This window comes from Collimonas sp. OK607 (assembly GCF_900111995.1).
Classification (GTDB): domain Bacteria; phylum Pseudomonadota; class Gammaproteobacteria; order Burkholderiales; family Burkholderiaceae_D; genus Collimonas.
This window is the reverse complement of record NZ_FOKF01000030.1, coordinates 20,083-44,557: the sequence shown is the minus strand read 5'-3', so window position 1 is coordinate 44,557 and position 24,475 is coordinate 20,083. Positions and strand designations below refer to the sequence as shown.

Genomic DNA, 24,475 nt, shown 5'->3' with positions numbered 1-24,475 from the left:
GATCCAGCAGGAGTTGCCTGGCCATCAAGATTTAATCTTATGGCACGGTATTTCTCCTGCTTCCCGATACGGTAAATTGATGAACACTCCAACAGCAAACGAAGAAGGCGTCGGTACGGCAAACGGGCAAGCGATCGCCAAGGAAGCGATTGACGCGGCGGAAAAGCATCTGCGCGATATCCTTTCCATGGCAATCCGGCACGCGCCGCCGCATGCTGCCGTGGTTGTATCGGACACACGCTGCGAGCTCGCTATCGCGCTTACCGAAGCCTACCGGCGCTGCCTGCCGGATGCGACATTCATCGACTTCGATGCAGTCACGCCGGATGCCGTGCTCGCCGCTTTTGCGGGGCTTGAGGCGAACGACCTGGTTGTGCTGATTCAATCGACCAACTTTCGCCTGGAGGCGTTCCGCATCCGGGTCGAACTGTTCAAACGTGCGCTCAAGGTGATAGAACATCCGCATCTTTCGCGCATGCCGGGGGCGCAAGCGCTCTACTACATCGAGTCGCTGGCGTATGACCCCGGCTACTACCGCGGCGTCGGCTATGCGCTGAAAGCGCGGATTGACAACGCCCGTGCGGGCGTCGTCGACAGCGGCGGCGAGCGCCTGGTGTTTGCGTCTCCGTTCGAACCGGCCAAACTGAACATTGGCGACTACAGCGAGATGAACAACGTCGGCGGCCAGTTTCCCATCGGTGAAGTGTTCACCGAAGCGCAAGACCTGGAAGCGGTGAACGGACGCGTACGTATCTTTGTTTTTGGCGACACCTCATTCCGGGTCAACCAGCCGGCGCATCCCATCACCTTGGTGATTACCAAAGGCCGCGTCACCGACGTGCTGGATTCCACTCCCGATTTCGACCAGGTACTAGCCAAGATCCGCGCCGACGAAGGTGAAGTATGGCTACGGGAGCTGGGTTTCGGCATGAATCGCGCGTTTTCGCGGGACCGGATGGTCAGCGATATCGGCACCTACGAACGCATGTGCGGCATCCACCTGTCGCTCGGCGCCAAACACGGCGTCTACAACAAGGCCAATATCAAGCGCGCTAGCGCCAGATATCACATCGATGTTTTTGCGGTAACCGAAGCGGTCTACCTGGATGACGAACTGGTCTATCGCAACGGCGCCTGGCAGATCTGAACCAAGGCCAGGCGCGGCCGTCTGGCAAACCGGTTAGTACCGCCTACGACGGCATGTACAGAGGATAGAGAATATTTTCTTCGCGCGTGATGCGGTCGACCAGCACCTTGCCGAGGTTATCGAATTCAGCTTTGAACGACGAGCGCGCATCCGGCGACGCCAGCCAATCCTTGCCTTGATATTTGTCGAAAAAATCAAAGGCGATGCGGCCTATTCCATCCATTTCTTTTTTATATGAGCGATAGACTTCGAGCAGATTCTGCTCCTCCGCCAGACTGCGCCGCATATACGAATACAACTTGACGCCCTCGGTCAGCAGATGGCCGTACATCGCCATGCGCATTTCGCGCAATGAGGTTGGCACAGCATCCCAGGTGCCGGCGCTCATCTTGTTCGCCACCGAGGAATACATCAACAGCAGGGCCGCATGATCGCCCTTAAGCTGGGGAATCAGCTTTTCGTCGTATTGAATCTGATTGTTAACGCTTTTCGCCGGCTGCAGCAGTTCTGCGCGCTCCATTAGCGGCACGGCTCTTTTGGGCGGCGGCTGGGGGCTGACTGAATTTCTAACAACTTCGCGCGCCTCCTCGTCTTGCTTGCTGGTTGCGGGTTTGTTGAAAATCGATTTCAGCCACATTTTTACTCTCCCCAGTTCCCATGTAAAAGATGCATTTGCCGTTTTTTATAATTGCCTACCCATAACAATAGTACATTAAATTCCACGCGGAAATAAATTTCTCAAATGTAATTTTTTTAATACTTTTCACGGCTTGACTGTCCAAACCAGACAGTTGCATCCGGCCTGGACAGTCGGCTACAAGACCGTCATCAGGAAGAACGTTGCTGCAAAGCGATCAGGAGGCTGTCCCACAGTTGGTGCCGCTCGTCGATGGCACGGATACCGGCCTCCAGCACCTCGCGCATCTGGGCTGGATCGTTACCGCTAATCTCATCGATCATGCGCTGCGCGGCGGGGCCGTGATCGCCTGAGTCGACCTCGATATGCCGTTCCAGATAGAAGGTAAGTTCGGGCACTGTCGCCGGATCTATGCACCAGGTCTTGAGCAAGGCCTGGAACATATCGGGGATGACATTTTCCCGCCCGTAGAAAAAACTGCCCACCACCTGATGGGTCTGGTCGTCCTTGCACGTGGTGATGGTGGAAGTCACGAAGCGCTGGATCGCCGGTAACGCTTCCGCCCGGTTCAAGGCGGTGGCAAGCGTGTCGCCTTTCTTGATCATGGTTAAAAACTGACTGATCTGGCGGGTCGAGGCGCCTATCTCCTGCATCGCCGACAGATAAAGATCAAAATGTGTCATGGCGCCCTTGGGCGTCAGATCCGACTCTTCTCCCAGCACTATCTCGTTGATCAAACGTGCTGCATGCGGATTGGCGGGCGGATACCACGGGACCGAAGTCGTAGTCAGATCCGCTTGCAGACGCTTGACCAGCGACATGAAATCCCAAACCGCAAAAACATGCCACTCCATGAACAGGCGGAGGTCTGCCTCGGTTCTTATAGCGGAAAACACCGCATGACTGGTCAATGAATTGTGCTTGTCTTTGAGGATAAGTTGCAGTGATTCGACGGTTGTTGTCATGTCATCTCCACGTTAAGTTACACACATATGTGTGCAAAACGACAATGACATAATTGTTTCTACATGGCAATATAATATGATTATATACACTAAACCAGTATGGCGAACCAGGCCGAGCCGTCCGGATGCGGTCAAGCTGATATTTTTCCGTGCTGATTCAAATCGAGATTTCCCGAGGCAGACGCATGCGACCTCGCGGCTCTGCCATCCGTTCTCCGCATATGGAAATGCAAATGGCGGCTATTAAGCCTTCATGATGGGTTGGCTACATCAATACCCTAAGCTGTATTCACCGAACTCATCATCCTTTCAAATGACGAGCAGTCCAGCTACCCGGGTTCGGGCTGGCGAGTCAAAACATAACACGAGACACCCTGATGACGGTCGAGTCACGGCCGCTTCAAGGACATATAAGGAGCAGCTCGATCATGATGGAACAACAACTCCAGCCCCAGCCTGTCGTGGGCCTGGGAGATCCTATCGCCGTCGGCGAAGGCAAACTCGATCAATACTTTCAGATCACCGCCCGCGGCAGTACCACGCGTCGTGAAGTGGTGGCTGGCATCACCACTTTCCTGGCGATGGTCTATTCCGTTTTCGTCGTGCCTGGCATGTTGGGCAAGGCTGGCTTCGACGTCAGCGCCGTGTTCGTTGCGGTTTGCCTGACGACCGCTTTCGGCTCGCTGCTGATGGGCCTGTGGGCACGTTTGCCGATCGCAGTAGGATGCGCGATTTCTCTGACTGCTTTCACTGCTTTCGGCCTGGTGCTCGGCAAAGGCTTGTCGCCCTCCGTCGCCCTTGGCGCGGTATTCCTGATGGGCCTGGTGTTCACTGCTATTTCCGTGACTGGCATCCGTTCCTGGATTCTGCAAAACCTGCCGTCCGGCGTTGCGCACGGCACCGGCGTCGGTATCGGTTTGTTCCTGCTGCTGATCGCCTCCAGCGAAGTCGGGATGGTGGTAAAGAATGCCGGTCCCGGATTACCGGTAGCACTCGGCCACATTACCGCGTTCCCGGTAGTGATGAGCATTCTCGGCCTGGCAGCGATCTTCGGTCTTGAGCGACGCCGCGTACCTGGCGGCATCCTGCTGGTAGTCGTCGCCTTGTCCATCATCGGTTTGATCTTCGACCCTGCCGTCAAATTTACCGGTGTGTTTGCGATGCCGGCACTGAGCTCCCCAGGCCACGCTTCATTGATCGGCTCGATGGATATCAAGGGCGCGCTGAGCATGACGGTGTTGCCAAGTGTGCTGGCGCTGGTGATGACAGCAGTGTTCGATGCCACCGGCACGATTCGCGCTGTTGCCGGTCAAGCTGGCCAGGTTAATGAAAAAGGCTATATTCACAACGGCGGCAAAGCACTGACAGCCGACTCGCTCAGTTCCATTTTTGCCGGTCTGGTCGGTGGCGCACCTGCTGCTGCATACATTGAATCGACGGTAGGTACAGCCGCCGGCGCCCGTACCGGCCTGACGGCAGTCGTAGTCGGTCTGCTGTTTCTCGCGGTCATCTTCTTTTCGCCGCTGGCTGGCCTGGTGCCTTCCTATGCGACAGCACCTGCGCTGATGTATGTCGGTTTGCTGATGCTGGGCAGTGTGAGCCGGATGCACATGGATGATACGGTCGATGCCCTGTCTGGTTTGCTGTGCGCAGTATTCATTGTGCTGACATGCAATATCGTAACGGGCATCATGCTTGGTTTCTGCACGCTGGTAATCGGTCGTATCGTCTCCGGCGAGTTCCGCAAACTGAACGTGGGCACGGTCGCCATTGCTATCGCACTGGCAGCTTTCTACGCTGGCGGCTGGGCGATCTAAGGTCATACAATTTTCAGAGTAACTTCGACTTTTCGGGTCTCCTTGAATTGTCGATTTATGGCAGCGCCTCCGGGCGCTGCTTTTTTTTGGGTTATCGACTCTCTTTCGGCCACCAGCAAAGACTCTCCGCAGCAGATCTGCCAGAGTGGCAACCAGACCCAAAATTCCTCCGTATGAATTTAAACACAGTCCAAAATATTAGTCCGACAATATTCCAATACGGAAATCTTATCTGCTACGATACGGCGGACTAAATTCGGCGGCAAGGCGATATTCACCGACCGGAAACATCGCAATTCAAAAATATAAAATTCAAAAAAACAGGGGGAAGTAGATGAATAAGTGTTTCTTGATCAGGATCGCCGCGGCGGTAGCAATCATTGCATCGTCACTTCTTAGCGGCTGCGCGTCTATCGTCAGCGGCACTACGCAGTTGGTGACGGTCGAAGCCCGCAATCAGGGGCAACTGGTCAACGGCGCCACTTGCAAGCTGCAGAACGCCAAAGGCGTTTTTTATGTCACTTCGCCGGGCACAGTGAGTGTCCACAGATCACGCGATGATCTGATAGTGCAATGCGAAAAAGAAAATATCAAACCCGGCCTGGTGAATATTAAATCGAGCGTTAAGGGAATGACGTTCGGTAATATTTTGGTCGGCGGTCTCATTGGCGTCGCCGTCGATCAAAGTTCCGGCGCTGCCTTTGATTATCCAGCCGCCATCATGGTCTTGATGGGAGAGAACGGTACAAACCGAATCCCGGCAACGGCGCCCACTAACTCCCCGCCTGGCCCGGTTGCTCCACCTGCCGCAAATATCCAGGCTACTCCTGGCAGCTATGTCGAACGTCAGCTGACAGGTGAGGAAATGCGCATCCATTTTACGACTCTGGGCACTGTATCGGGCCACAACCCAGCCGGCTCAAAAATGCTGTACGAAATCGATCAGAGCGGTGGCCTGGAGGTTCGCAATCTCGACAAGGGTGGCGGAACGATGGGTTCTTATGAAATCAAGGAAGCGGAGAACAAGATTTGTATCGGGATTTATGGCGGCAGCAATTGGCGAGGAATGCAGGACTGCTATCGCTTGTACCAAGTTGGCGCCGACATGTTCGCAATGAGATCGACCACCGACAAATACTTCTTTACCTATATAAAACCCCAATATGCGGGTGAAAATAAACCCTTCGCTACCCAGCCGGTTACCGCGCCCTCCATCGCGCAAGAGAATGCTGCACCAGCCGCAACGGAATTTGCCAACAACAAGCTTGCTGTATCTTTGCCAACCGCAAATACTGCGCCGCCGGTTCAAGTCGCCTCAACGTCCAAGTTACCGGTGGATAAAATCGGTCAGTATTCGTATCAAAGTGAACACATCGCCAGGGCGCAATCATGCGCCACGACCCCACACGCCATCCTCAACGCCAAAGGCCCGGGATTCGAGTCATACACGGTCTCTTGCGATAACGGTGATTCGCTTGCCATGCGCTGTGATTTCGGACAATGCCGGGTTCTTCGCTAAATGCGGTGATTAGCTCGACATTGTTGATGCCTGCTGTCCAGCCGCTTAATTCGGTGCGGCAACCAACACATTGACGGTATTCGGCAACAGCGGCGGACGTGGACGAGGCGTCGCTGCTGTGGGCGCCGGTGTCTTGCCGAAACTACCGCTCACCAGATAGACAAGATGCGTGTCCGGGTCCAGCGCTAATGTCCGCGCTCCTTTTTGCGTGACAAGGTTGGCCTTTACCGTATATTTATCCGCTGTATCCTGATGCACCACTGTCAACGTACCACCACCGTTGGAAACAAATACGAGTCCGGAATCAGGATCAAACGCAGCAGCGTCCGGCCCCTCCCCGATAGCCACGGTGGTGACGACCTTTCCCGACAAGGAATCGACAACCATCATTTTCTTGTTGCCGCATACGGAAAACAATCTGTGATGCTTGTCATCGATCGCCAGCCCGCTCGGTCCATCGCATCCAGCCATTTGCCAGTGCTTCACAATCTTTGAAGATTGCGCATCAATGACGCCAATTTCGTTCTTGTCTTCCACATTAAAAAAGATATGCCCCTGGCTGTCGCTGACAGCGAACTCGGGATGGCCGGAAATGGGTAGCGTATCGATGACCTTGCGCGTAACAGCATCGATTATCGACACGCTTTGGCCTCGCCGGTTGAAGCTGTAGACCCGCTGTAACCGGGGATAATAAAGTATCGAATCGGGACCGGCGCCGGTCGTCTTCAAGATATCAATCGGCTTAAGGCTATCGAGCTCGAAAACGGTTATCGTGTCTGACCGGCCATTACTGGTAAATCCAAGATTCAAGTCCTGCGCGATCGCCACGCCGTGAACGCCAGCGGTATCGGCTATGTTCGCAACCATTTTCCCTGACTTGGTATCGAGCACCTGAACATGATCAGAACGGCTGACAAACAGGTGATCCCGTTTGCTGTCGACAGCGAGGTAATCCCATCCTTCAGCTCCTGTGACGGGAAAACGCGCCACTATCTTGTAGTTATCTGATGTGGCGGCCTGAACCGCAGGAACCAGCGCGACCTGCATTAACATGAGGGCGCCGATCGTAACGATAGTCGACCTGCTGAGGCTGAAGTTTTTCATGTACTCAATAATTGGTTAGATGAATGTCCGGTGACGGGCGCTATTTTTTACATATAAGCCGGACCCAGACTAATCAAGAATAGTTAGCGCACAATTAGGAACTCAGTGAGTTTGATATGACACCAAGGTTGCTCTGTTTATGGCGTCAGCACCCATAGCGAAAGCTTGCCAAACAGCAGCCTCCATTTCAGCGCGGGATCAATGCCTGAACTCTTATCTACAGCGCTTTTGTGTACAGCGCGCAAGGCACCCCGAACAAAAGAGGCAGATCTTTTATTTGCTCGAACCCTAACTCAAAATACAAACGCTGAGCGGCTTTCATGACCGCGGTAGTATGTAACGCAAGGACTGGCGCATCATCGCGCTTCGCTCTTGCGATGCACTCTTCCAGCAATTGTTTGCCCAAACCAAGTCCACGATGTCCAGGTGCCACGGAAAGCATGCGAACCATCGGCCAATCAGGCTGGAAAAAATTGGGCTTAGGTTGATGTGCGCCGACATAACCGACTGCCCCGACGATCTGGCCGTTCAATTCGGCCACGATAATTTCGCTTTGATCGGCATGTTCCGTCAACGATCCGAGCCTGGCTGCAAGCTGGTCTCCCTGCGGCATCAGATCGATCAATTCTGCCCAGGCTCCACGGACCACAGCATCAACCGCATCTCTCTCGTTCGGATTAAAATTCCTGATCTGTATTTCCGACGTCACGTTTTCTCCATAAATCATCTGATCATTTCGCAATGCAGGCACATCAAATTCCAACTTTGTGCGCCGTGAATATCAGGCGCAGTCCGAGAGCCGCGATTGCACCGGCAGCAGCGCGATCAACCCATACTTTGACTTTCAAATAATATTCGCGTGGACGCCTGCTGGAAAAACACAGCGCGACAATCGTGTACCACCCTGCTTCAATCGCAAAGACCATTGGTGGCAGCACCAGGTAACACCACAGCGGCGGATGCTGCGGCAGCAATGCGGCAAAGATACTGCCGTAGAAGATGGCTGTCTTCGGATTGCTCAGCTGTGTACTGAGCCCCATCAGGAAAGATTTCCGTACGTTTGTCCGCTCTTCAGACGCGCCGCTATCGACTGTGAGCCGGGCGGATGCACCGCGCCAGATTTTGGAGGCGATATAAACCAGGTACATCCCGCCGGCAACTTTCAGGCTGACATACAGCCAGGTGACAGATGCCAGCAACGAATACAATCCGATTAACGCAATTCCACTGAAGAATACTCCGCCCACTCCCATGCCGAGAGCGGTCGCCAGGCCATCACGACGCGACAGGCCGATGGAATTTCGGGCAACCATGACAAAGCTTGGTCCCGGGCTCATCGCGCCAATCAATAGCGCGGCAAGGATGGCGGTAATTGCGGCTAGCGGGCTCATGGGCGGCTCCATATGATGATGAAATTGCTGCGCATAAGAATAGCATGTTCATATGGACCGCCTTAGGCAGCTGCGCTTAATGCGGCCCCACCCCATGCACCAGCAGAGAGATCGCATGCCGGGCAATTGCCCCGGCATCAACCGGACGGCCCTCCGGGCCGATCTGCCGCGTCATGATTGCCGCGAGTGGCAGAATCGTCAACCCCATCAGCGACATGAATATCAGCGATGGTTCCAGATCGGGATTGAGCAACCCTTCGCATTGCCATCGCTTGATGCATTGAAGCGCCGCCTTCTGGTCTTCATCGCCGACACGTTCGTGCATCCGTTGCTTGATCAGGCCGTCATGCGTGATTATTCCGCGCAACCATAGCGGCGCAAACCACGGATAAGTTGTTGTGATATCGACAAACCGTCGCGTCAGTTCCGTGATGGCCGCCACAGGATCGTTCGGGTGGGCCTGGAACACGCCGCCCAATGCCGCTTTTACCGGGAGAAAACGTTCCTCGACCAGCACGTCAATCAACTGATCGCGGCTAGTGAAATAGTAATTCACCATGGCCGGCGTCACCTTGGCTTCGCGCGCAATAGAAGCGAGCGTCGTATCGGCGATGCCTTGCCGCGCAAACAAAACCAGCGCCGTGTCGAGCAGACGGTTGCGTTGCTCAGGCCCGCGCGCGCTGCCTGTCGGTCGCCCTGGCCGCTTTGCCGTAGCGTTCGGTTTCACCGCTGCCTCCGACACAATCGTTGCATGCTCAGTGGATTTGCTTTTTACCATCTTCGTTTCGACAATTTGACTATGCAAGGAATTTCACATATATTAAACGATCATTTAATTAAATTCAACCCGATTCAACCCGATTCAACCCGATTCCCACTCAATTTTCCTCTTATGAACGCTGACAATCCTGCGCTTATTGAAAACGCCGGCACCATAGACGATCACGCGCAAAATCATCCGCCGATTCGCCTCATTTTTTCGGCGCTGCTGCTTGTGATGTTGCTCGCGGCCCTCGACCAGACGATCGTGTCGACCGCATTGCCGACGATTGTCAGCGACCTGGGCGGTCTTGAAAGCCTGTCATGGGTAGTTACCTCCTACCTGCTGGCATCGACCATCGTCGTACCGCTCTATGGAAAATTCGGCGATCTGTTCGGCCGCAAGATCGTCTTGCAGGCGGCAATCGTGCTATTCCTTCTCGGCTCAGCCCTGTGCGGGGTCGCGCAGAACATGACGCAGTTGGTGATCCTGCGTGCAATACAGGGACTTGGCGGCGGCGGCTTGATGGTGGTGACGATGGCCGCAATCGGCGACATCATTCCGCCTGCCGACCGCGGCCGTTATCAAGGCATGTTTGGCGGCGTGTTCGGGCTGGCGACAGTGGTCGGCCCACTCATCGGCGGCTTTCTGGTCGAGCATTTGTCCTGGCGCTGGATCTTCTATATCAATCTGCCGCTCGGCATCATCGCGCTGCTAGTGATCGGCACCGCATTCAAGCCGCACATCGTGCGCGTGAAGCACCAGATCGACTATATGGGGGCGGCATTTCTTGCGTCAGCGTTAACTTGCATCATCCTGTTTACCAGCCAAGGCGGTACGATCCTGCCGTGGTCGTCGCCACAGCTATGGTTCACGCTGGCGCTCGGCCTCTTGTCGATCGGCGGCTTCATCTATGAAGAACGCCTCGCGGCTGAACCAATCATACCGCTCGAACTCTTCCGCCAGCGTACCTTCGTGTTGAGCAGCCTGATCGGGTTCATTGTGGGAATGTCGTTGTTCGGGTCGGTAACCTTCCTCCCGCTCTATCTTCAGGTCGTCAAGAATTCGACGCCATCGGAAGCGGGCATGCAATTGCTGCCGCTGATGGGCGGCTTGCTAACCACATCGATCATCGGTGGGCAGATCATCAGCAAGATCGGCAGATACCGCTACTTTCCGATCGTGGGCACATTCCTGGCCTGTATCGGGATGCTCCTGCTCGCGTCCATGGATAACACCACGCCGATCCACGTAATGTACTTATACATGGGCCTGCTCGGCGCCGGGCTCGGAATGGTGATGCAGGTGCTTGTGCTTGCGGTGCAAAACAGCGTGCCCTTCAAACACATGGGTGTTGCGACATCCGGGGCAATGATGTTCCGTTCGATCGGCGGTTCGATCGGCGTTGCCGCGTTCGGTGCGTTGTTCACGCAGGGATTGCACACGCGGCTTGCCGCGCTCATTCCAGCCGGCACAGAACTGCCGCAGACATTCGGACCCGCGACGGTACATCATCTCCCTGCTGCCCTGCGTGACGACTATCTGCAAGCGTTTGGCGGAGCACTGAGCACCGTCTATATCATCGCGGGATGCCTGATCGCGCTGGCGTTTGCGCTGGCATGGCTGTTCGAGGATATCCCGTTGCTGAAAAAAGCCAGATCGTAAGATCTCATTTCATTTAAACCGGACATCCTCAAAACCGACGGTAAACCTATTTCATTTAGAATGTCGCCCACTCACCGTCGGCGGCCGTGGCGACTGCAGCTACTTTCGTCACACGCTTCAACGGCTTCACGTTCGTCGCCGCCGATTGCCTGATGTTGCGCGGCGCGATGGCGATACGGCTAGCCGTCGCCGCGGCCGGAGACGACCGGCTGATCGTCTTTAAAGGCGCGCTGCCAGACATCGACATCTCGCCAGTATTGAATACGCTGACCACATTCACCAGATTGGCTGCCTGGTCTTGCAGAGATGCGGCAGCGGCAGCGGCCTCTTCTACCAGCGCGGCATTCTGCTGCGTGACCTGATCCATCTGCATGATCGCCTGGTTCACCTGCTCGATCCCTGCTGTCTGTTCCTCGCTCGCCGCGGCAATCTCGCTCATGATGTCGGTCACCCGTTTGACGCTATCGACAATCTCACCCATGGTGGTCCCGGCCTGGTCAACCAGCTTGACCCCGACATCGACTTTTTCAACCGAGTCGCCAATCAAGGTTTTAATCTCTTTAGCGGCCGCAGCGGAGCGCTGCGCCAGGCTGCGCACCTCACTGGCAACGACCGCGAAACCACGTCCCTGTTCGCCGGCGCGCGCCGCTTCCACCGCTGCGTTCAGCGCCAGGATATTGGTCTGGAACGCGATACTGTCAATGACGCCGATAATGTCGACGATCTTCTTGGCCGATGTATTGATAGAACCCATTGTCTCGACCACCTGGGACACGACGCCGCCACCCTTGATCGCGACACCGGATGCGGAAACAGCCAGTTGATTGGCTTGCCGCGCATTATCGGCATTCTGTTTCACGGTACTGGTCAATTGTTCCATTGACGCTGCGGTTTCTTCCAGCGAACTAGCTTGTTGTTCGGTACGTGCCGACAGATCTTGATTACCAGATGCAATCTGACTCGATGCGGTCGCGATAGTATCGGTACCGGTGCGCACGTCACCGACGACGGTCAGCAGGCTGTCGTTCATGTCTTTCAACGCCTGCATCAACTGTCCGGTTTCATCAGTGGTCTTCACTTCGATGTGGCTGCTCAGATCGCCGGAGGCGACGGTTTGCGCAACTTTGATTGCCTCACCCAGTGGCCGCGTGATGGAGCGTGAGATCAGGAACGCACACACCGCCCCCAATGCAATCATCAACACACCTAACAACACCATGAGATTGAAGCTGCGATCATATAACTGAGCAACCTCGCGTCCTGTCTGGTCGATGCTCTTTCTTTGCAAAGAAAGAAGTTCATCTAGCTGGCCTTTGTAGTTTTTCGAATCTGGTAAAAATACATCATTGTAAATACGTGATGATTCTTCGCCGTTACCGTCTTGCTTGGCTTTCATCGCCAACACTTTGGACTGTTGGTATTTTTCGCGTAGAACCTTGATCGACTTGTATAGTTCTTTTTCTGCATCTGAAGTCAATAGCGGCTCAAGCGTTTTTTGGAGTTCACTCCCTTTTTTGACGCTGGCGTCGATATCTTCCGCAAATGTCGTCGCTAATGATCCGTCCGTACTTTTAACGATAAACGACGTGCGTACGATAGCGGAAGTAGTGAGAACGCCCCAGTCCGATACCAGCCGTTCCTTTACCAAAGGCTTTTCCATCATTTGTTCCGTCGCCATTGCAACCTGGCGCAGGTTTGATATCCCGATGACGGTCGAAACAACAGAAAGAGCAAGGACAATGGCGAATCCGATTCCCATCCGCGTACCGACTTTGAGATTAGCAATTTTCATTTCTATTTCTTCTGTAAGAGTGCGATTAATAAAGTTCAAAGAAGCCTTTTTTGCAAGTTGCGAGCGTTTCAATCAAATCATCTCCGTACCTGCTGTCATGTCGTCTTTGCCAATCAAGATCAGCGTGCCGCGATGCATTGAATAACATCGTCCACGTCTTCGTTAACGGCAAAAGTTATGGTTTATTTAGAGCACGCTGCGACGATTGAGGAAGAGTTGAGACAGCATCACCGACATCTTGATTAAAAATATTTTCCTTTTTAGCAACAAGATGTTTGATAGACTTCACTTTAATCGAGCTGTAACCCACAAACATAACCATCTATATGCGTGCTTTCAAATCGTTGTTCACAGCATTCGCCTGTTATCTGCTTCTGGCCGCTCAACTTGTCCGGGCCGAAGAACCACGGAAAACCTATCACTCGTTTTGCGGCAAAGGCCGTTTCGGCATTTTCAGCGAAGCTGGCAAAGTATTGATCGCACCTCAATACGATCAGACCGACATCTATCTGGAACGCGGCGTGATTCGCGTAAAAAACCATGGCAAGGTGGGTACGGTCGACTTGCAAGGGAAAACCTTACTTCCGGCTGTGTTCGATATGATTAGCCCATCAACCGCGGGGCTATGGCCGGCCCGGATTGGCAACGTCTACTTTTATCTGAATGAAAAGGGTGAACCTGCTTTCGATTTTACGGCAGCCTACGCTCCCGATTTTCGATTTGGTTTTGCTGCGGTTCCCCTGCTTGACGATCGCCAAATATTAATTGACCGCAGCGGTGAAACCCTATTCGAGGTTAAGAGTCGAAACGACCTTTTATTGGTGTTGTCGCCGCAGGTCGCCGTCTACATGACAGACAGCGGTAGCGGATGGATTGATCTTGCCTCTCGCAAGGTGCATCCCAGCCAGCCCGGCTTTCTGGAGTTGGCAAACGGTGCCCTCGTTGCACAGGTTGAGTACGGCCCGTTGCAACGCACGGCCAATCTGTTGGATCGCCAGAACCGGAAAACACGCACGATAGACGGTTACATCGCGATTACCAAGGATCGCAAGATCTTGGTACAAGATGGCATTACGTTCCGATTGCTGGAGATGACATCTCGCGAAATTATCGATCCAGGACATACCAGTGGAATCGACGGCCAGAAGCACGCCGCGTTCACCTTTTGGCATGACGGCAAACAAGGCTTGGTTAACGATCAAGGCCGGATCATCCTGCCACCGCTCTACGACAATATTTCCGTTTGGTCGAACGGCACGACCATGATTACCCGGAATGGCCGCGTGGGATTGGTAAATGATCTTGGCAAAGTGATCGTCCCGCCTGTCCATGAGGCAGTCGAGTGGCTGAAGGACGGCAGGATTCCAGTCAAATCGGCGGAGCGCTGGGGGTTTATCGATGAAAGTGGAAAAACCGTCATACCCTTTGAGTACGAAGCGATCCACGGATTCGACGAGGGCATAGCTGAAGTCAAGAAGGGTGATCGATGGTTGAAAATCGATACCAAGGGAAGACTGTTTTTACCACCGGAATATGCACAGGAGTATGCATGGTTTGAAGGCGACGTACTTGCAGTGCCAAAAGAGCGAGACGGTTGTAAAGACTACTTCGACCGGAGCGGCAAGGCAGTCTTCAAATCTGTGATTGACCAGGACGGAACTGAACGATTTATCGACGTGCTCCGCAACAAGACGATCTGGTCTTCAAGGGAAATGCCATAGTTGAAAAGCCAGACGCGGGCATGATCGCCGATCGCGATATGGCGAATGCCGCCCGCTCTGCAAACTAAAATATCGAAGCATTGGCTTGTGCAAGAGCTCTATCCGGTTCTACTCAGAACCGGCACATTCCCTCACAACGCGTATCGCTCATCGCTTCGACAATACCTTCAAGACCATTATGAAATTCTTCCGGCGCATTGGGCTGCGCAGATTTAGCGAGCTCCATGATTTTTCGACGAGCTGTCAGCGGCAATATCGTTGCGTTGGATGCCGCAGCTTCACTCGCCGCCTGAAGCATCAGAGAACGATAGGATATTTTGAGCGTAGGGTCGTTACTCATCAACAGGACGCCAAACAAGGAATTCATCGTTCCATTTTGTGCTTGTTTGAGCCCGGCAAGTCGTATATCTGTAAGCTCTTCTGGTTTCAGCGATAGTAAAAATTCGGTTAGCAACGGATTCATTTTTGCACCGCACCGCAAGGAGAAAGGCTGCAACTGCTCCAACTCATCCTGGAAAGTGTGAGCATTTTTTATGACGACTTTCTGCATCTGCAGCGCAGACAGATTTGGATCACCATTCGGATCGATATTATTTTTTAGGTCGAACAGCATATATGACATCACCGCTGCATTCGATTTTCCACAAATATTCATCAACACGCTCAGGTCTTTTAGTTGATAAGGCGCTGAGTCTAAAAATAGCCGACTGTTTGACAGCGTAGAAATCAGGGCCGCCACTTTTTTATCGGACATACGGGGCATACCGCTCTCTGGCGTCGCCAGCGAGCTCAATCTTTGGAGTTCCTCGCTTGCGTTTAAATATGCCGTAGCATCTTGCGCGCATGCGATTGTGGTAACGCTGGCATACGCCCACATCAGTACAGCAGTTTTCATCCAACTTCTCATGTTCTTATTCCATCTATAAAAAAATTCATCAAGTCAGGTTTCCTTCGCTCATGCATGAATTACAGGGTTGTGCAGAGCTGCCGCGCCGACATGGCGCACAAGATATATCGAGCGTTACTATAGAGGACTTCTTGGCGACCTTGGTCGCCAAACCGCCACCTACCTCGATACGGCCGCCGGTTTAACGTGTTTGATCTTCCCCTTCCCAGAGAGCCCGATCGGCTCGAAAATTACAGTCCCATAATTTGGGAATTAAATTTGTATTTATGGGAATTGTGGTCGATGATAAGTTCATGAACAAGATCAATTCATCAGATTTGGAGAGCCCTCTTTCAGCTACTCCAACCAGCGAACGGTCACTAATGGTGCTTTCCGTTATCGCCCGGCATGGCAAGCCGATCACGGTCAAGCAACTTAAAGATGCAACAAAGTTGCCTCAGAGCACGTTATATCGGCATTTGCTTCCCCTTAAGAAATGGGGACTGATACAAGAACAAGATAATCTCTACGCACCAGGCCCATTCAGCGTGCAACTCGCCTGGGGCTTTGATCACACCTCCTATCTGGTCGCCCATGCCCGCCCGGAAATGGAAAAATTGATGATGCGGTGCGGGGAAAGCGTCGGGTTGATGGTCGCCGTCAACAATCAGGTGATGTGTCTCGACATGGTGGAAAGCCAGCACTCCTTGCGTTGCTCGTTTTCAAAGGGACGTTCGCAGCCATTGCTGCGCGGAGCTTCCGCTAAAGCATTGCTGGCGCATTTATCTACACCGATGGCTGATGACGTAATTGCGGGATCATTGCCAGGGCAACCAAAAGAGCAGCAACTCCTGCGCGAAGAATTGGCAAAGATACGTGCTCAAGGATATGCGGTGAGCGAGGGTGAAGTAGACATGGGCGTATGGGGTATCAGTGCTCCCATTTTTAGTAAATCGGATCACATGGTAGGTGCCATTACCTTGATGTCGCCAGCTATCAGAGCCGAAGACAGGCAACAAGAATTGATTGGATTGACGGTCAAGACGGCACTCGTCATCAGTGAGTGCTTAAAACTATATTAGTAAGTATTTTTCAGGAGACAAAAATGAATCATCGCCGCTTTTTCATTGCACTGGCCGTCGCAGTCGGTTTTATGGTGCCAGTACTGGCTAACGCCCAGTCCGCAGGGGTCATTCGGGTTGTAACCGATTCGACTTTCCCGCCCTTCGAGTTTTTCAAAGATGGGAAAAGAACCGGATTCGATATCGAATTGATGGAGACGCTGGCCAAATCGATGGGCAAGAAAATCGAATGGACTGACATCGACTTCAAAGGCCTGATCCCGGGATTGATTTCGAAACGGTTCGACGTCGCCGCCTCGGCAATCTATGTCACCGAAGATCGGCGCAAGGTGGTGGATTTTACCGATCCGTATTACCCCGGTGGCCTGGTTATCGTCGTAAAGAACGGCAACAACACCATACTTAAACCAGCCGATCTGAATGGCAAACATATCGCGGTTCAGGTGGGCACCAAATCGGTGAACTATCTCAAGGAATATTTCCCGCAGGTCGACCGCGTGGAAGTCGAAAAAAACCAGGAGATGTTTAACCTGGTCGAAATTGGACGCGCCGACGCAGCGGTCACCGGAAAACCGGCCGCCCTGGAATATGTGAAAGCGCGGCCCGGCCTGAAAGTTATCGATAAGCCAGTCAGCGTCGAATTGTACGGCTTCGCGGTCAGGAAAGATTTACCTGAAGTAACCCAGGCATTGAACGCTGCGCTGAAGAAAGCAAAACTCGATGGCAGCTACGACAAACTAGTCAAAAAATGGCTTGATTCGTCTGCGAAATAATCGCGGCCGACCATCACAATAATGATGTTGAACGAGGAGAAATACAATTGAGCCTTGATTTTTTACCAGTCCTCGCCGGCTGGACCGATTTGGCACATGGCGCGTTAGTCACGGTAGAAATTACCTCGGCGTCGCTGCTGATGGGGTGCGTGCTTGGGCTGCTGGTTGGCATGGGTCGGCTTGACCCAAGCAAACGGGTACGCTACGGACTTTGCACAACCTACGTAACCTTTATTCGAGGAACACCGCTGCTGGTGCAATTATTTCTTCTGTTTTTTGGCCTGCCCGAACTGAACATCCTGCTGCCAGCTTTTGTATGCGGCATTCTAGGACTGGGAATTTATTCCGGCGCCTACGTCTCGGAAATTGTCAGGGGTGCGATTCAATCGATTGAGAAGGGACAGATGGAAGCTGCGCGTTCGCTCGGCATGTCCGCTGGAACAGCCATGCGCACCATCATTCTGCCGCAGGCGGTGGTGCGGATGATTCCTCCTTTGGGTAATGAATTCATCGCATTGATCAAGAATTCCGCACTGGTTTCCTTGTTGACTATCGCCGACCTGATGCACGAAGGCCAAAAAATCATCAGTGTTTCGTATCGGTCGCTTGAAGTGTATTTAGCTATCGCTCTGGTGTACCTGGTATTGACCAGCCTGACCAGCATGGCGTTGCAAAGAATAGAGCGTCACTTGAGAGCCGGAGGAGCAGTGCAATGAAATCCATCATCAAATTAAATGGACTTGGAAAATCGTTTTCAGGTAACCGCATCCTGCACGGCATCGACCTGGAAGTCCATCCGTCGCAAGTGATCGTCATCATCGGCCCCAGCGGCTCCGGAAAAAGCACACTGTTACGTTGCTGTAACGGCTTGGAAGTTGCTGAAGAAGGCGATATCGAAATTTGTGAAAAAAAGCTGCTGACCGATGGCCGCATGTTGTCCGATCATGATTTGAACCATTTGCGAGAACAAGTCGGTATGGTGTTTCAATCGTTTAACCTGTTCCCGCATTTATCGGTATTGGGTAACGTCACCGTCGGACCGCGCAAGATCCAAGGCATGGATAAGCAAAGCGCTGAAACCCTGGCGCGTGAACTGTTGGCTAAAGTCGGACTTGCGCACAAGGCAGACGCGATGCCCGCCACTCTGTCCGGCGGACAAAAACAACGGGTCGCTATCGCGCGTGCACTGGCGATGAAACCGCAAGTCATGCTGTTCGACGAGCCGACTTCCGCGCTAGATCCGGAACTTGTCGGCGAAGTGCTGCAAGTCATGAAGGCCCTGGCCAACGAAGGCATGACAATGCTGGTCGTCACGCATGAAATGGGATTTGCGAGAGAAGTCGCGGATATTGTCGTAGTGATGGATCACGGCCGCATCGTAGAATCGGGGCCGCCAGACCAGATTTTCGTCAACCCGCGCGAAGACCGCACCCGCAGCTTCCTGCAGGCGGTATTGTCCCGGAATCAGCAAAGCAGCGCCGCATGATAGATCAATCCATTTGGGCCGGCCGGCAAGATGCCGACAGCGCAGGCGACACACGTCGTCTGCATCAGGTCGTCATGCCGTTTAATGCCTCATCCGAAAACAACGCTACCTTGATCGGCTTTTCCTGCGATGAAGGAGTGCTTCGCAATCATGGACGCATCGGTGCCGCACAAGGCCCCGATGCGATCCGGCGCATGCTGGCTAATCTTCCGGCGCATGGCATTGAGTGCCTGTTCGATGCCGGCAACATCAGTTGCGTTGACGGGGAACTGGAGCAAGCACAGCTGCGGCTGGCCGATCGCGTCAAGCAGGCGCTTTCGCAGCGCGTATTCCCTTTGGTATTGGGTGGCGGGCACGAGGTCGCGTACGGCACCTTCCTGGGCATCGCGGGCCATCTGGATCAAACGTTGCGCACTGAACGGTTGCTTATCATTAATTTTGACGCACATTTCGATTTGCGAGAATCCGATCAGGCGAGTTCGGGCACCCCATTTAAACAAATGTCCGAATGGTGTCGTCAGGCCGGCGTTGAGTTCAACTATCTTTGCTATGGCATCAGCCAGTTGGGCAACACACCCGCACTATTTTCCCGCGCCCGGGAACTGGGTGTGCATTTCAAATTGGATAGCGAAATCGCTTATGGCAACCTGGCCGATTTCGGACGAGAACTGCAGGAGCAGCTCGCAACTGCGACCCTTGTCTACCTGACGATTGACCTGGATGTCTTACCTGCCGAGAAAGCGCCAGGAGTGTCCGCGCCTGCGGCCTTGGGCATGCAACTCGAAAAAGTGGAATACCTGATGCGGATCGCCAAGGATTCCGGCAAGCTGATCGCCGCTGACATTGCGGAATGCAATCCAACCTATGATCGCGACGGGCTCACCGCGAAAGTGGCAGCGCGCCTGGCACATGCTTTACTTCAACCTGGTTGAGTTCACATTTTCGCCTGAAACGTGTGCATAACGCCGTCCCAGGCAATTGATAACCGGAGCAGATCAGAATTGCTGATTGTAATATCGAAAGCAGCCCAAGCCGTCATGCCGTGGAAGAACGGCGGCGGCATTACACGAGAGATAATTCGTTGTCCGGCCAATAGCTCTCTCGACAACTTCGAGTGGCGCATCAGCGTGGCAACTGTCAGTACTGCCGGCCGGTTTTCGATTTTTCCTGGAGTTGACCGATCGCTGGCTCTCACTGAAGGTGGAGAGTTATTGATCAGCCACGACGCCAGGCAATTTACGTTGACACCTGAAGCCCCCATCTTTGAGTTTGCCGGCGAAGAGACGGTAGGCTCATCCCTGCTCGCCGGGGCTGTCACCGATTTCAACGTGATGACCCGGCGACGCCTTCACACCCATAAGCTTCACCGTTTCGCGTTTGCCGGCACCTTGTGCGCTCCTCATCTTGGCCATACCAGCCTGCTATACATCGTTAAAGGCGCACCGCACATCCTGCTTCCGAAATCAGGTGTCGTGCAATTAGCCCCGGGGGATGCAGTTCTGCTAACGGCTCCCGATCAGGAACTCACGCTTGATGCCACGGAGGCAGAAGTTATGGTGACCAATATATTTGACGTCTCGAACTGATGATTCGCATTGATTTCTTTAATGCGCTCAACACGTCGAAAACGTTGTTATTTGGCACCATTCGAAGCCGTTACGGGCAATAACGCAGATTCCGTAGTGCCAAGACCCAATCTTTCCAGATGGACAGGTTGGGTATGTTACCTTGCCTGACTCGGGCATTCTTTCGTTTTCCGCCTTTTACGATCAGCCAGGTATAGACTGGGGGGCAGGAAGAAGAATATGTTCAGCACACACGATCCCAACCAGAACCACCTCCTGGCAGCGTTACTTGACGCAGAATTCGATCGCCTGGCACCGCATCTCGAATTAATCCCGATGCGGCTGGGCGACCTGCTCTACGATTCCGGCGGCAAGCTGCAGTACGTCTATTTTCCAACCACATCGATTGTCTCGCTGCACTACATCCTGGAAAACGGCGGCTCGTCCGAAATTGCCGGAGTTGGCAACGAGGGAATATTAGGGATTTCTCTTTTCATGGGCGGCGATACCACCCCCAGCCGCGCCGTGGTGCAGACCGGTGGCCATGGCTATCGCCTCAAATCGCACATATTGATGGAAGAGTTCAATCGTGCCGGACCGGTGATGCGTCTGCTGCTGCGCTACACCCAGGCTCTGATCACACAAATGAGCCAGACCGCCGTGTGCAATCGCCATCATTCGCTGGACCAGCAATTGTGTCGCTGGCTCCTGCTGACACTGGATCGCCTGCCCACGAACGAATTGACGATGACGCAGGAATTGATTGCCAATATGCTGGGCGTGCGGCGCGAGGGAGTCACCGAGGCGGCAGGTAAGTTGCAGAGCCGCGGCATTATCAGTTATCGGCGCGGCCATATCACTGTGCTGGACCGCGCGGGCCTGACCAGCAACGTCTGCGAGTGCTATGACGTCGTCAAGAAAGAATTTGCCCGCTTGTTGTCCGATGTACACCAGCGCCAAGGCAAGCCGGCGCCCTGACATTACAGATTCAGAATTACCTTGTTTGAGCCGAGGCTAGCGCTCAGTTGTAGGTCCACCAGAATCTGAATTTATGCCCACCATAGAAAACACGTCTGCCGCACAGGCACCACAAGCTATACAGCAACCATTGCTGAAAGCGGGTGCTCTGCAAGATGCCATTTTCAACAGCGCCAATTTCTCCTGCATCGCCACCGACGCCCAAGGCGTGATCCAGATTTTCAACGTCGGCGCTGAACGCATGCTCGGCTACAAGGCAGAGGACGTGGTAGACAAAATCACGCCGGCGGGCATTTCGGATGCGCAGGAATTGATCGCGCGTGCGGCTTCCCTGAGCCTTGAGCTGGACACCCAGATCACGCCGGGCTTTGAAGCGCTGGTGTTCAAGGCCTCGCGCGGCATTGAAGATATCTATGAGCTGACCTATATCCGCAAGGACGGCAGTCGCTTTCCGGCGATGGTGTCAGTCACCGCGCTGCGCGATGCGCAAGAGAAAGTGATCGGCTACCTCTTGATAGGCACCGATAACACGGCGCGCAAACAAGTCGAAGCGGAACAGGCGCTACTCGATCAGCGTCTGCGCGACCAGCAGTTCTACACACGCTCATTGATCGAATCGAATATCGACGCCTTGATGACGACCGATCCGCGCGGCATCATCAGCGACGTCAACCAGCAGATGGAAGCCTTGACCGGCTGCACGCGCGAGGAATTGATCGGAGCGCCATTCAAGAATTATTTTACCGACCCCGAGCGTGCCGAGGCTGCCATCACCCGCGTCCTGCACGAAGGCAAGGTGACCAATTACGAGTTGACCGCCCACGCCAGGAACGGCACGGAAACGGTAGTCTCGTACAACGCAACCACCTTCCATAACCGCGACAACAAGTTGCAAGGCGTCTTCGCGGCAGCCCGCGACGTCACCGATCGCAAGCAATTCGAAACCAAGCTACAAGAAAATAACGTCGAACTGGAAAATGCAAAAGCGGCTGCGGAAAAGGCCAATTTGGCGAAATCGGATTTCTTGTCCAGCATGAGCCATGAATTACGCACTCCGCTTAATGCAGTGCTCGGATTCGCGCAGTTGATGGCATCCGATACACCGCCGCCGTCACAGACGCAGAAGCCGTCGATCGACCAGATTTTGCAAGCCGGATGGTATCTGCTGCGTCTGATCAATGAAATTCTCGATCTGGCGATGGTCGAGTCGGGCAAAGTGACGTTGTCGCAAGAGTCGATGTCGCTGACCGAGGTAATACAGGATTGCCAGGCAATGATCGAGCCGCAGGCGCAAAAACGGGGGGTGCAGATGACCTTCCCGCTTCTTGACGATCTATTTTATGTTCATGCCGATCGGACCAGGGTCAAGCAAGTGATGGTCAACCTGCTGTCGAATGCGATTAAATACAATCAGGTGGATGGCAAGGTGATTGTCAAATGCGCGATGAGCGGTAAAGACCGGGTCCGCGTAAGCGTTACAGATACCGGGGCCGGCCTGGCGCCGGAACAGCTGGCGCAACTATTCCAGCCGTTCAACAGGCTCGGGCAAGAGAGCAGTATCGAAGAAGGTACCGGCATCGGCCTGGTGGTCACCAAACAACTGGTCGAGTTGATGGGCGGTGTCATCGGCGTTGAAAGCAACGTCGGTGTCGGCAGCGTATTCTGGGTCGAATTGCCCGCATCGAGCGCGCCGGAACTAGTGTTTGACGACATCGACAAAAACCATGCACATCAACTGGATCATGTTACGGCGCATGCGTTGCAGTCCCAACGCACGCTGCTCTATGTCGAGGACAATCCGGCAAATCTGGTCCTGGTCGAGCAATTGATTGCGCGGCGCGGCGATTTGAAATTATTGACGGCTATCAATGGCCATCTGGGTATCCAGATGGCGCGCGTTCATCAGCCGGACGTGATTTTGATGGACATAAATTTACCCGGCATCAGCGGTTACGGCGCCTTGAGAATTTTGCAGGCAGATTCGGCAACGGCGCACATTCCGATCATGGCGCTGTCGGCCAACGCCGTCCCGCGCGATATTCAGAAGGGTATGGATGCCGGTTTCTTCCGCTATCTGACAAAACCAATCGATGTCATCGAATTTATGGACGCTCTCGACGTTGCATTGCGCCATGCAGAACAAATTGGCTTGCCGAGCGGTGCCTAGGCAGTAACGAAATGCCACTTGATTTAGTTGTAGGTGAACGATTTTTTTGGGAATAACGTAATGCTTGAAGCATCCGAAATTCTAAAGGCCAGCATCTTGATCGTCGATGATCAGGAAGCTAACGTGCTGCTGTTGGAGCAAATGCTGCGCAAGGCTGGTTACGAACGCATCACATCGACGATGGATCCACGTACAGTCTGTCCTTTGCATCTGGAACATCGCTACGACTTGATTTTGCTCGATTTGCAAATGCCGGATATGGATGGTTTCCAGGTTATGGAAGGCTTGAAGGAAATCGAAACGACGGGCTATTTGCCGGTGTTGGTCATCACGGCGCAACCGGCTCACAAACTGCGTGCGCTGCAAGCTGGCGCCAAAGATTTTGTCAGCAAACCATTTGACTTGATTGAAGTGCAGACACGCATCCACAACATGCTGGAAGTTCGGCTGCTGTATCAGAAACTTGAAAATTACAACAAGATACTGGAACAGACAGTGCTGGAACGCACGGCCGAATTGCGCGAGAGCGAAGCGCGCTTCAAGAGTTTGACGGAACTGTCATCGGACTGGTATTGGGAACAGGATTCGCAGGGAACATTTACCAAAGTGTCCGGCCCGGTCTTTGAAATGCTCGGAATCGACGCAGACAACACCCCTGGCGCCACCGGCATCGCAGCGACCGGGCGATGGAATGAAGCAGAACGTGCGCAACTGAACGACAACATTACAAACCGGCGTCCATTCCTCGATTTTGTCTACAGTCGCACCAATGCCGACGGCACCCTGCAATATCTTCAAGTCAGCGGTGAGCCGATGTTCGATTCAACCAGCCTTTTTATCGGCTATCGCGGAATCGGCATGGACGTCACCGACCGCATGCGTCGCGATCAGGAAGAAAAACATCTGCGCAGCGACACGGATAAAATCGATGGCAGTGCCGACTAGCGCGATTCTCATCTTAGCGATACGATCACCGTAACTGTAGTTGTTTGTAATAACTAACTAACAACGCTGGTCGAT

Annotated in this window: 22 protein-coding genes; 14 read left to right on the top strand and 8 right to left on the bottom strand. The window is 53.6% G+C overall.

Features of this window, described 5'->3' with window-relative positions; genetic code table 11:
• Positions 1–79: 79 nt before the first annotated feature.
• A complete protein-coding gene (locus BM029_RS18615; RefSeq protein WP_092438554.1) occupies positions 80–1,147 on the top strand; it encodes a M29 family metallopeptidase in 1,068 nt (355 codons plus the stop codon).
• Between the two features lie 43 nt (positions 1,148–1,190).
• Here the strand turns inward: BM029_RS18615 and BM029_RS18610 are convergent, their stop codons facing one another.
• Complete coding sequence (locus BM029_RS18610; protein ID WP_092438553.1) at positions 1,191–1,784, bottom strand: hemerythrin domain-containing protein; 594 nt, start codon at positions 1,782–1,784, stop codon at positions 1,191–1,193.
• A 191-nt stretch (positions 1,785–1,975) separates the two neighbouring features.
• Complete coding sequence (locus BM029_RS18605; RefSeq protein ID WP_092438551.1) at positions 1,976–2,749, bottom strand: DUF3050 domain-containing protein; 774 nt, start codon at positions 2,747–2,749, stop codon at positions 1,976–1,978.
• A 431-nt stretch (positions 2,750–3,180) separates the two neighbouring features.
• Here BM029_RS18605 and BM029_RS18600 point away from each other — a divergent pair, with 431 nt between their 5' ends.
• Together BM029_RS18600 and BM029_RS18595 are read left to right on the top strand one after the other, a co-directional pair.
• Positions 3,181–4,566: an NCS2 family permease gene (locus BM029_RS18600; RefSeq protein WP_092438594.1), complete on the top strand. Its 1,386-nt coding sequence runs from the start codon at positions 3,181–3,183 to the stop codon at positions 4,564–4,566.
• 568 nt (positions 4,567–5,134) lie between these two features.
• Positions 5,135–6,085 carry a hypothetical protein gene (locus BM029_RS18595; RefSeq protein ID WP_139217284.1) on the top strand — a complete coding sequence of 317 codons (951 nt, stop codon included), beginning with the start codon at positions 5,135–5,137 and terminating at the stop codon, positions 6,083–6,085.
• Between the two features lie 45 nt (positions 6,086–6,130).
• Here the strand turns inward: BM029_RS18595 and BM029_RS18590 are convergent, their stop codons facing one another.
• From BM029_RS18590 to BM029_RS18575, 4 genes are all read right to left on the bottom strand, one after another.
• A complete protein-coding gene (locus BM029_RS18590; RefSeq protein ID WP_092438547.1) occupies positions 6,131–7,189 on the bottom strand; it encodes a YncE family protein in 1,059 nt (352 codons plus the stop codon).
• Positions 7,190–7,406: 217 nt separating this feature from the next.
• Positions 7,407–7,952 (bottom strand): GNAT family N-acetyltransferase, encoded by a 546-nt coding sequence (locus tag BM029_RS18585; RefSeq protein WP_139217283.1) that lies wholly within the window; start codon positions 7,950–7,952, stop codon positions 7,407–7,409.
• The gene (locus tag BM029_RS18580) at positions 7,942–8,580 is read right to left on the bottom strand and encodes a LysE family translocator (protein WP_092438543.1); all 639 of its coding nucleotides are present in this window, start codon (positions 8,578–8,580) and stop codon (positions 7,942–7,944) included. Before BM029_RS18580 ends, BM029_RS18585 begins: the two co-directional genes overlap by 11 nt.
• 76 nt (positions 8,581–8,656) lie before the next feature.
• Positions 8,657–9,358: a TetR/AcrR family transcriptional regulator gene (locus BM029_RS18575; RefSeq protein WP_092438542.1), complete on the bottom strand. Its 702-nt coding sequence runs from the start codon at positions 9,356–9,358 to the stop codon at positions 8,657–8,659.
• 114 nt (positions 9,359–9,472) lie between these two features.
• Between BM029_RS18575 and BM029_RS18570 the strand changes: the two genes are divergently transcribed.
• Positions 9,473–11,005 carry an MDR family MFS transporter gene (locus BM029_RS18570; RefSeq protein ID WP_092438540.1) on the top strand — a complete coding sequence of 511 codons (1,533 nt, stop codon included), beginning with the start codon at positions 9,473–9,475 and terminating at the stop codon, positions 11,003–11,005.
• A gap of 55 nt (positions 11,006–11,060) precedes the next feature.
• Here the strand turns inward: BM029_RS18570 and BM029_RS18565 are convergent, their stop codons facing one another.
• On the bottom strand, positions 11,061–12,797 hold the full coding sequence (locus BM029_RS18565) for a methyl-accepting chemotaxis protein (protein ID WP_092438538.1): 1,737 nt from the start codon (positions 12,795–12,797) through the stop codon (positions 11,061–11,063).
• Between the two features lie 326 nt (positions 12,798–13,123).
• Here BM029_RS18565 and BM029_RS18560 point away from each other — a divergent pair, with 326 nt between their 5' ends.
• Positions 13,124–14,518 (top strand): WG repeat-containing protein, encoded by a 1,395-nt coding sequence (locus BM029_RS18560; protein WP_092438536.1) that lies wholly within the window; start codon positions 13,124–13,126, stop codon positions 14,516–14,518.
• Positions 14,519–14,630: 112 nt separating this feature from the next.
• Here the strand turns inward: BM029_RS18560 and BM029_RS18555 are convergent, their stop codons facing one another.
• Entirely contained in the window at positions 14,631–15,413 is a 783-nt protein-coding gene (locus BM029_RS18555) for a hypothetical protein (protein ID WP_092438534.1), read from the bottom strand.
• A gap of 305 nt (positions 15,414–15,718) precedes the next feature.
• Between BM029_RS18555 and BM029_RS18550 the strand changes: the two genes are divergently transcribed.
• The 9 genes from BM029_RS18550 to BM029_RS18510 all read left to right on the top strand — a co-directional run bounded on the left by BM029_RS18550 (position 15,719) and on the right by BM029_RS18510 (position 24,400).
• Entirely contained in the window at positions 15,719–16,486 is a 768-nt protein-coding gene (locus tag BM029_RS18550) for an IclR family transcriptional regulator (RefSeq protein WP_092438592.1), read from the top strand.
• Between the two features lie 23 nt (positions 16,487–16,509).
• Positions 16,510–17,259, top strand: coding sequence for a transporter substrate-binding domain-containing protein (locus tag BM029_RS18545; protein WP_092438532.1), 750 nt, complete (start codon positions 16,510–16,512; stop codon positions 17,257–17,259).
• Positions 17,260–17,306: 47 nt separating this feature from the next.
• Positions 17,307–17,975: an amino acid ABC transporter permease gene (locus BM029_RS18540; protein ID WP_092438530.1), complete on the top strand. Its 669-nt coding sequence runs from the start codon at positions 17,307–17,309 to the stop codon at positions 17,973–17,975.
• Positions 17,972–18,745, top strand: a complete 774-nt coding sequence (locus BM029_RS18535; RefSeq protein ID WP_092416995.1) for an amino acid ABC transporter ATP-binding protein — start codon at positions 17,972–17,974, stop codon at positions 18,743–18,745. Before BM029_RS18540 ends, BM029_RS18535 begins: the two co-directional genes overlap by 4 nt.
• Complete coding sequence (gene hutG, locus BM029_RS18530; protein ID WP_170851136.1) at positions 18,742–19,677, top strand: formimidoylglutamase; 936 nt, start codon at positions 18,742–18,744, stop codon at positions 19,675–19,677. The genes BM029_RS18535 and hutG overlap by 4 nt, the downstream gene beginning before the upstream one ends.
• A 69-nt stretch (positions 19,678–19,746) precedes the next feature.
• Positions 19,747–20,331: a HutD/Ves family protein gene (locus tag BM029_RS18525; RefSeq protein WP_092438528.1), complete on the top strand. Its 585-nt coding sequence runs from the start codon at positions 19,747–19,749 to the stop codon at positions 20,329–20,331.
• Positions 20,332–20,550: 219 nt separating this feature from the next.
• Positions 20,551–21,288, top strand: coding sequence for a Crp/Fnr family transcriptional regulator (locus BM029_RS18520; protein WP_092438526.1), 738 nt, complete (start codon positions 20,551–20,553; stop codon positions 21,286–21,288).
• Between the two features lie 73 nt (positions 21,289–21,361).
• Positions 21,362–23,455, top strand: a complete 2,094-nt coding sequence (locus tag BM029_RS18515) for a PAS domain-containing hybrid sensor histidine kinase/response regulator (RefSeq protein ID WP_092438523.1) — start codon at positions 21,362–21,364, stop codon at positions 23,453–23,455.
• A 60-nt stretch (positions 23,456–23,515) separates the two neighbouring features.
• Complete coding sequence (locus tag BM029_RS18510; RefSeq protein WP_092438521.1) at positions 23,516–24,400, top strand: response regulator; 885 nt, start codon at positions 23,516–23,518, stop codon at positions 24,398–24,400.
• Positions 24,401–24,475: the final 75 nt, after the last annotated feature.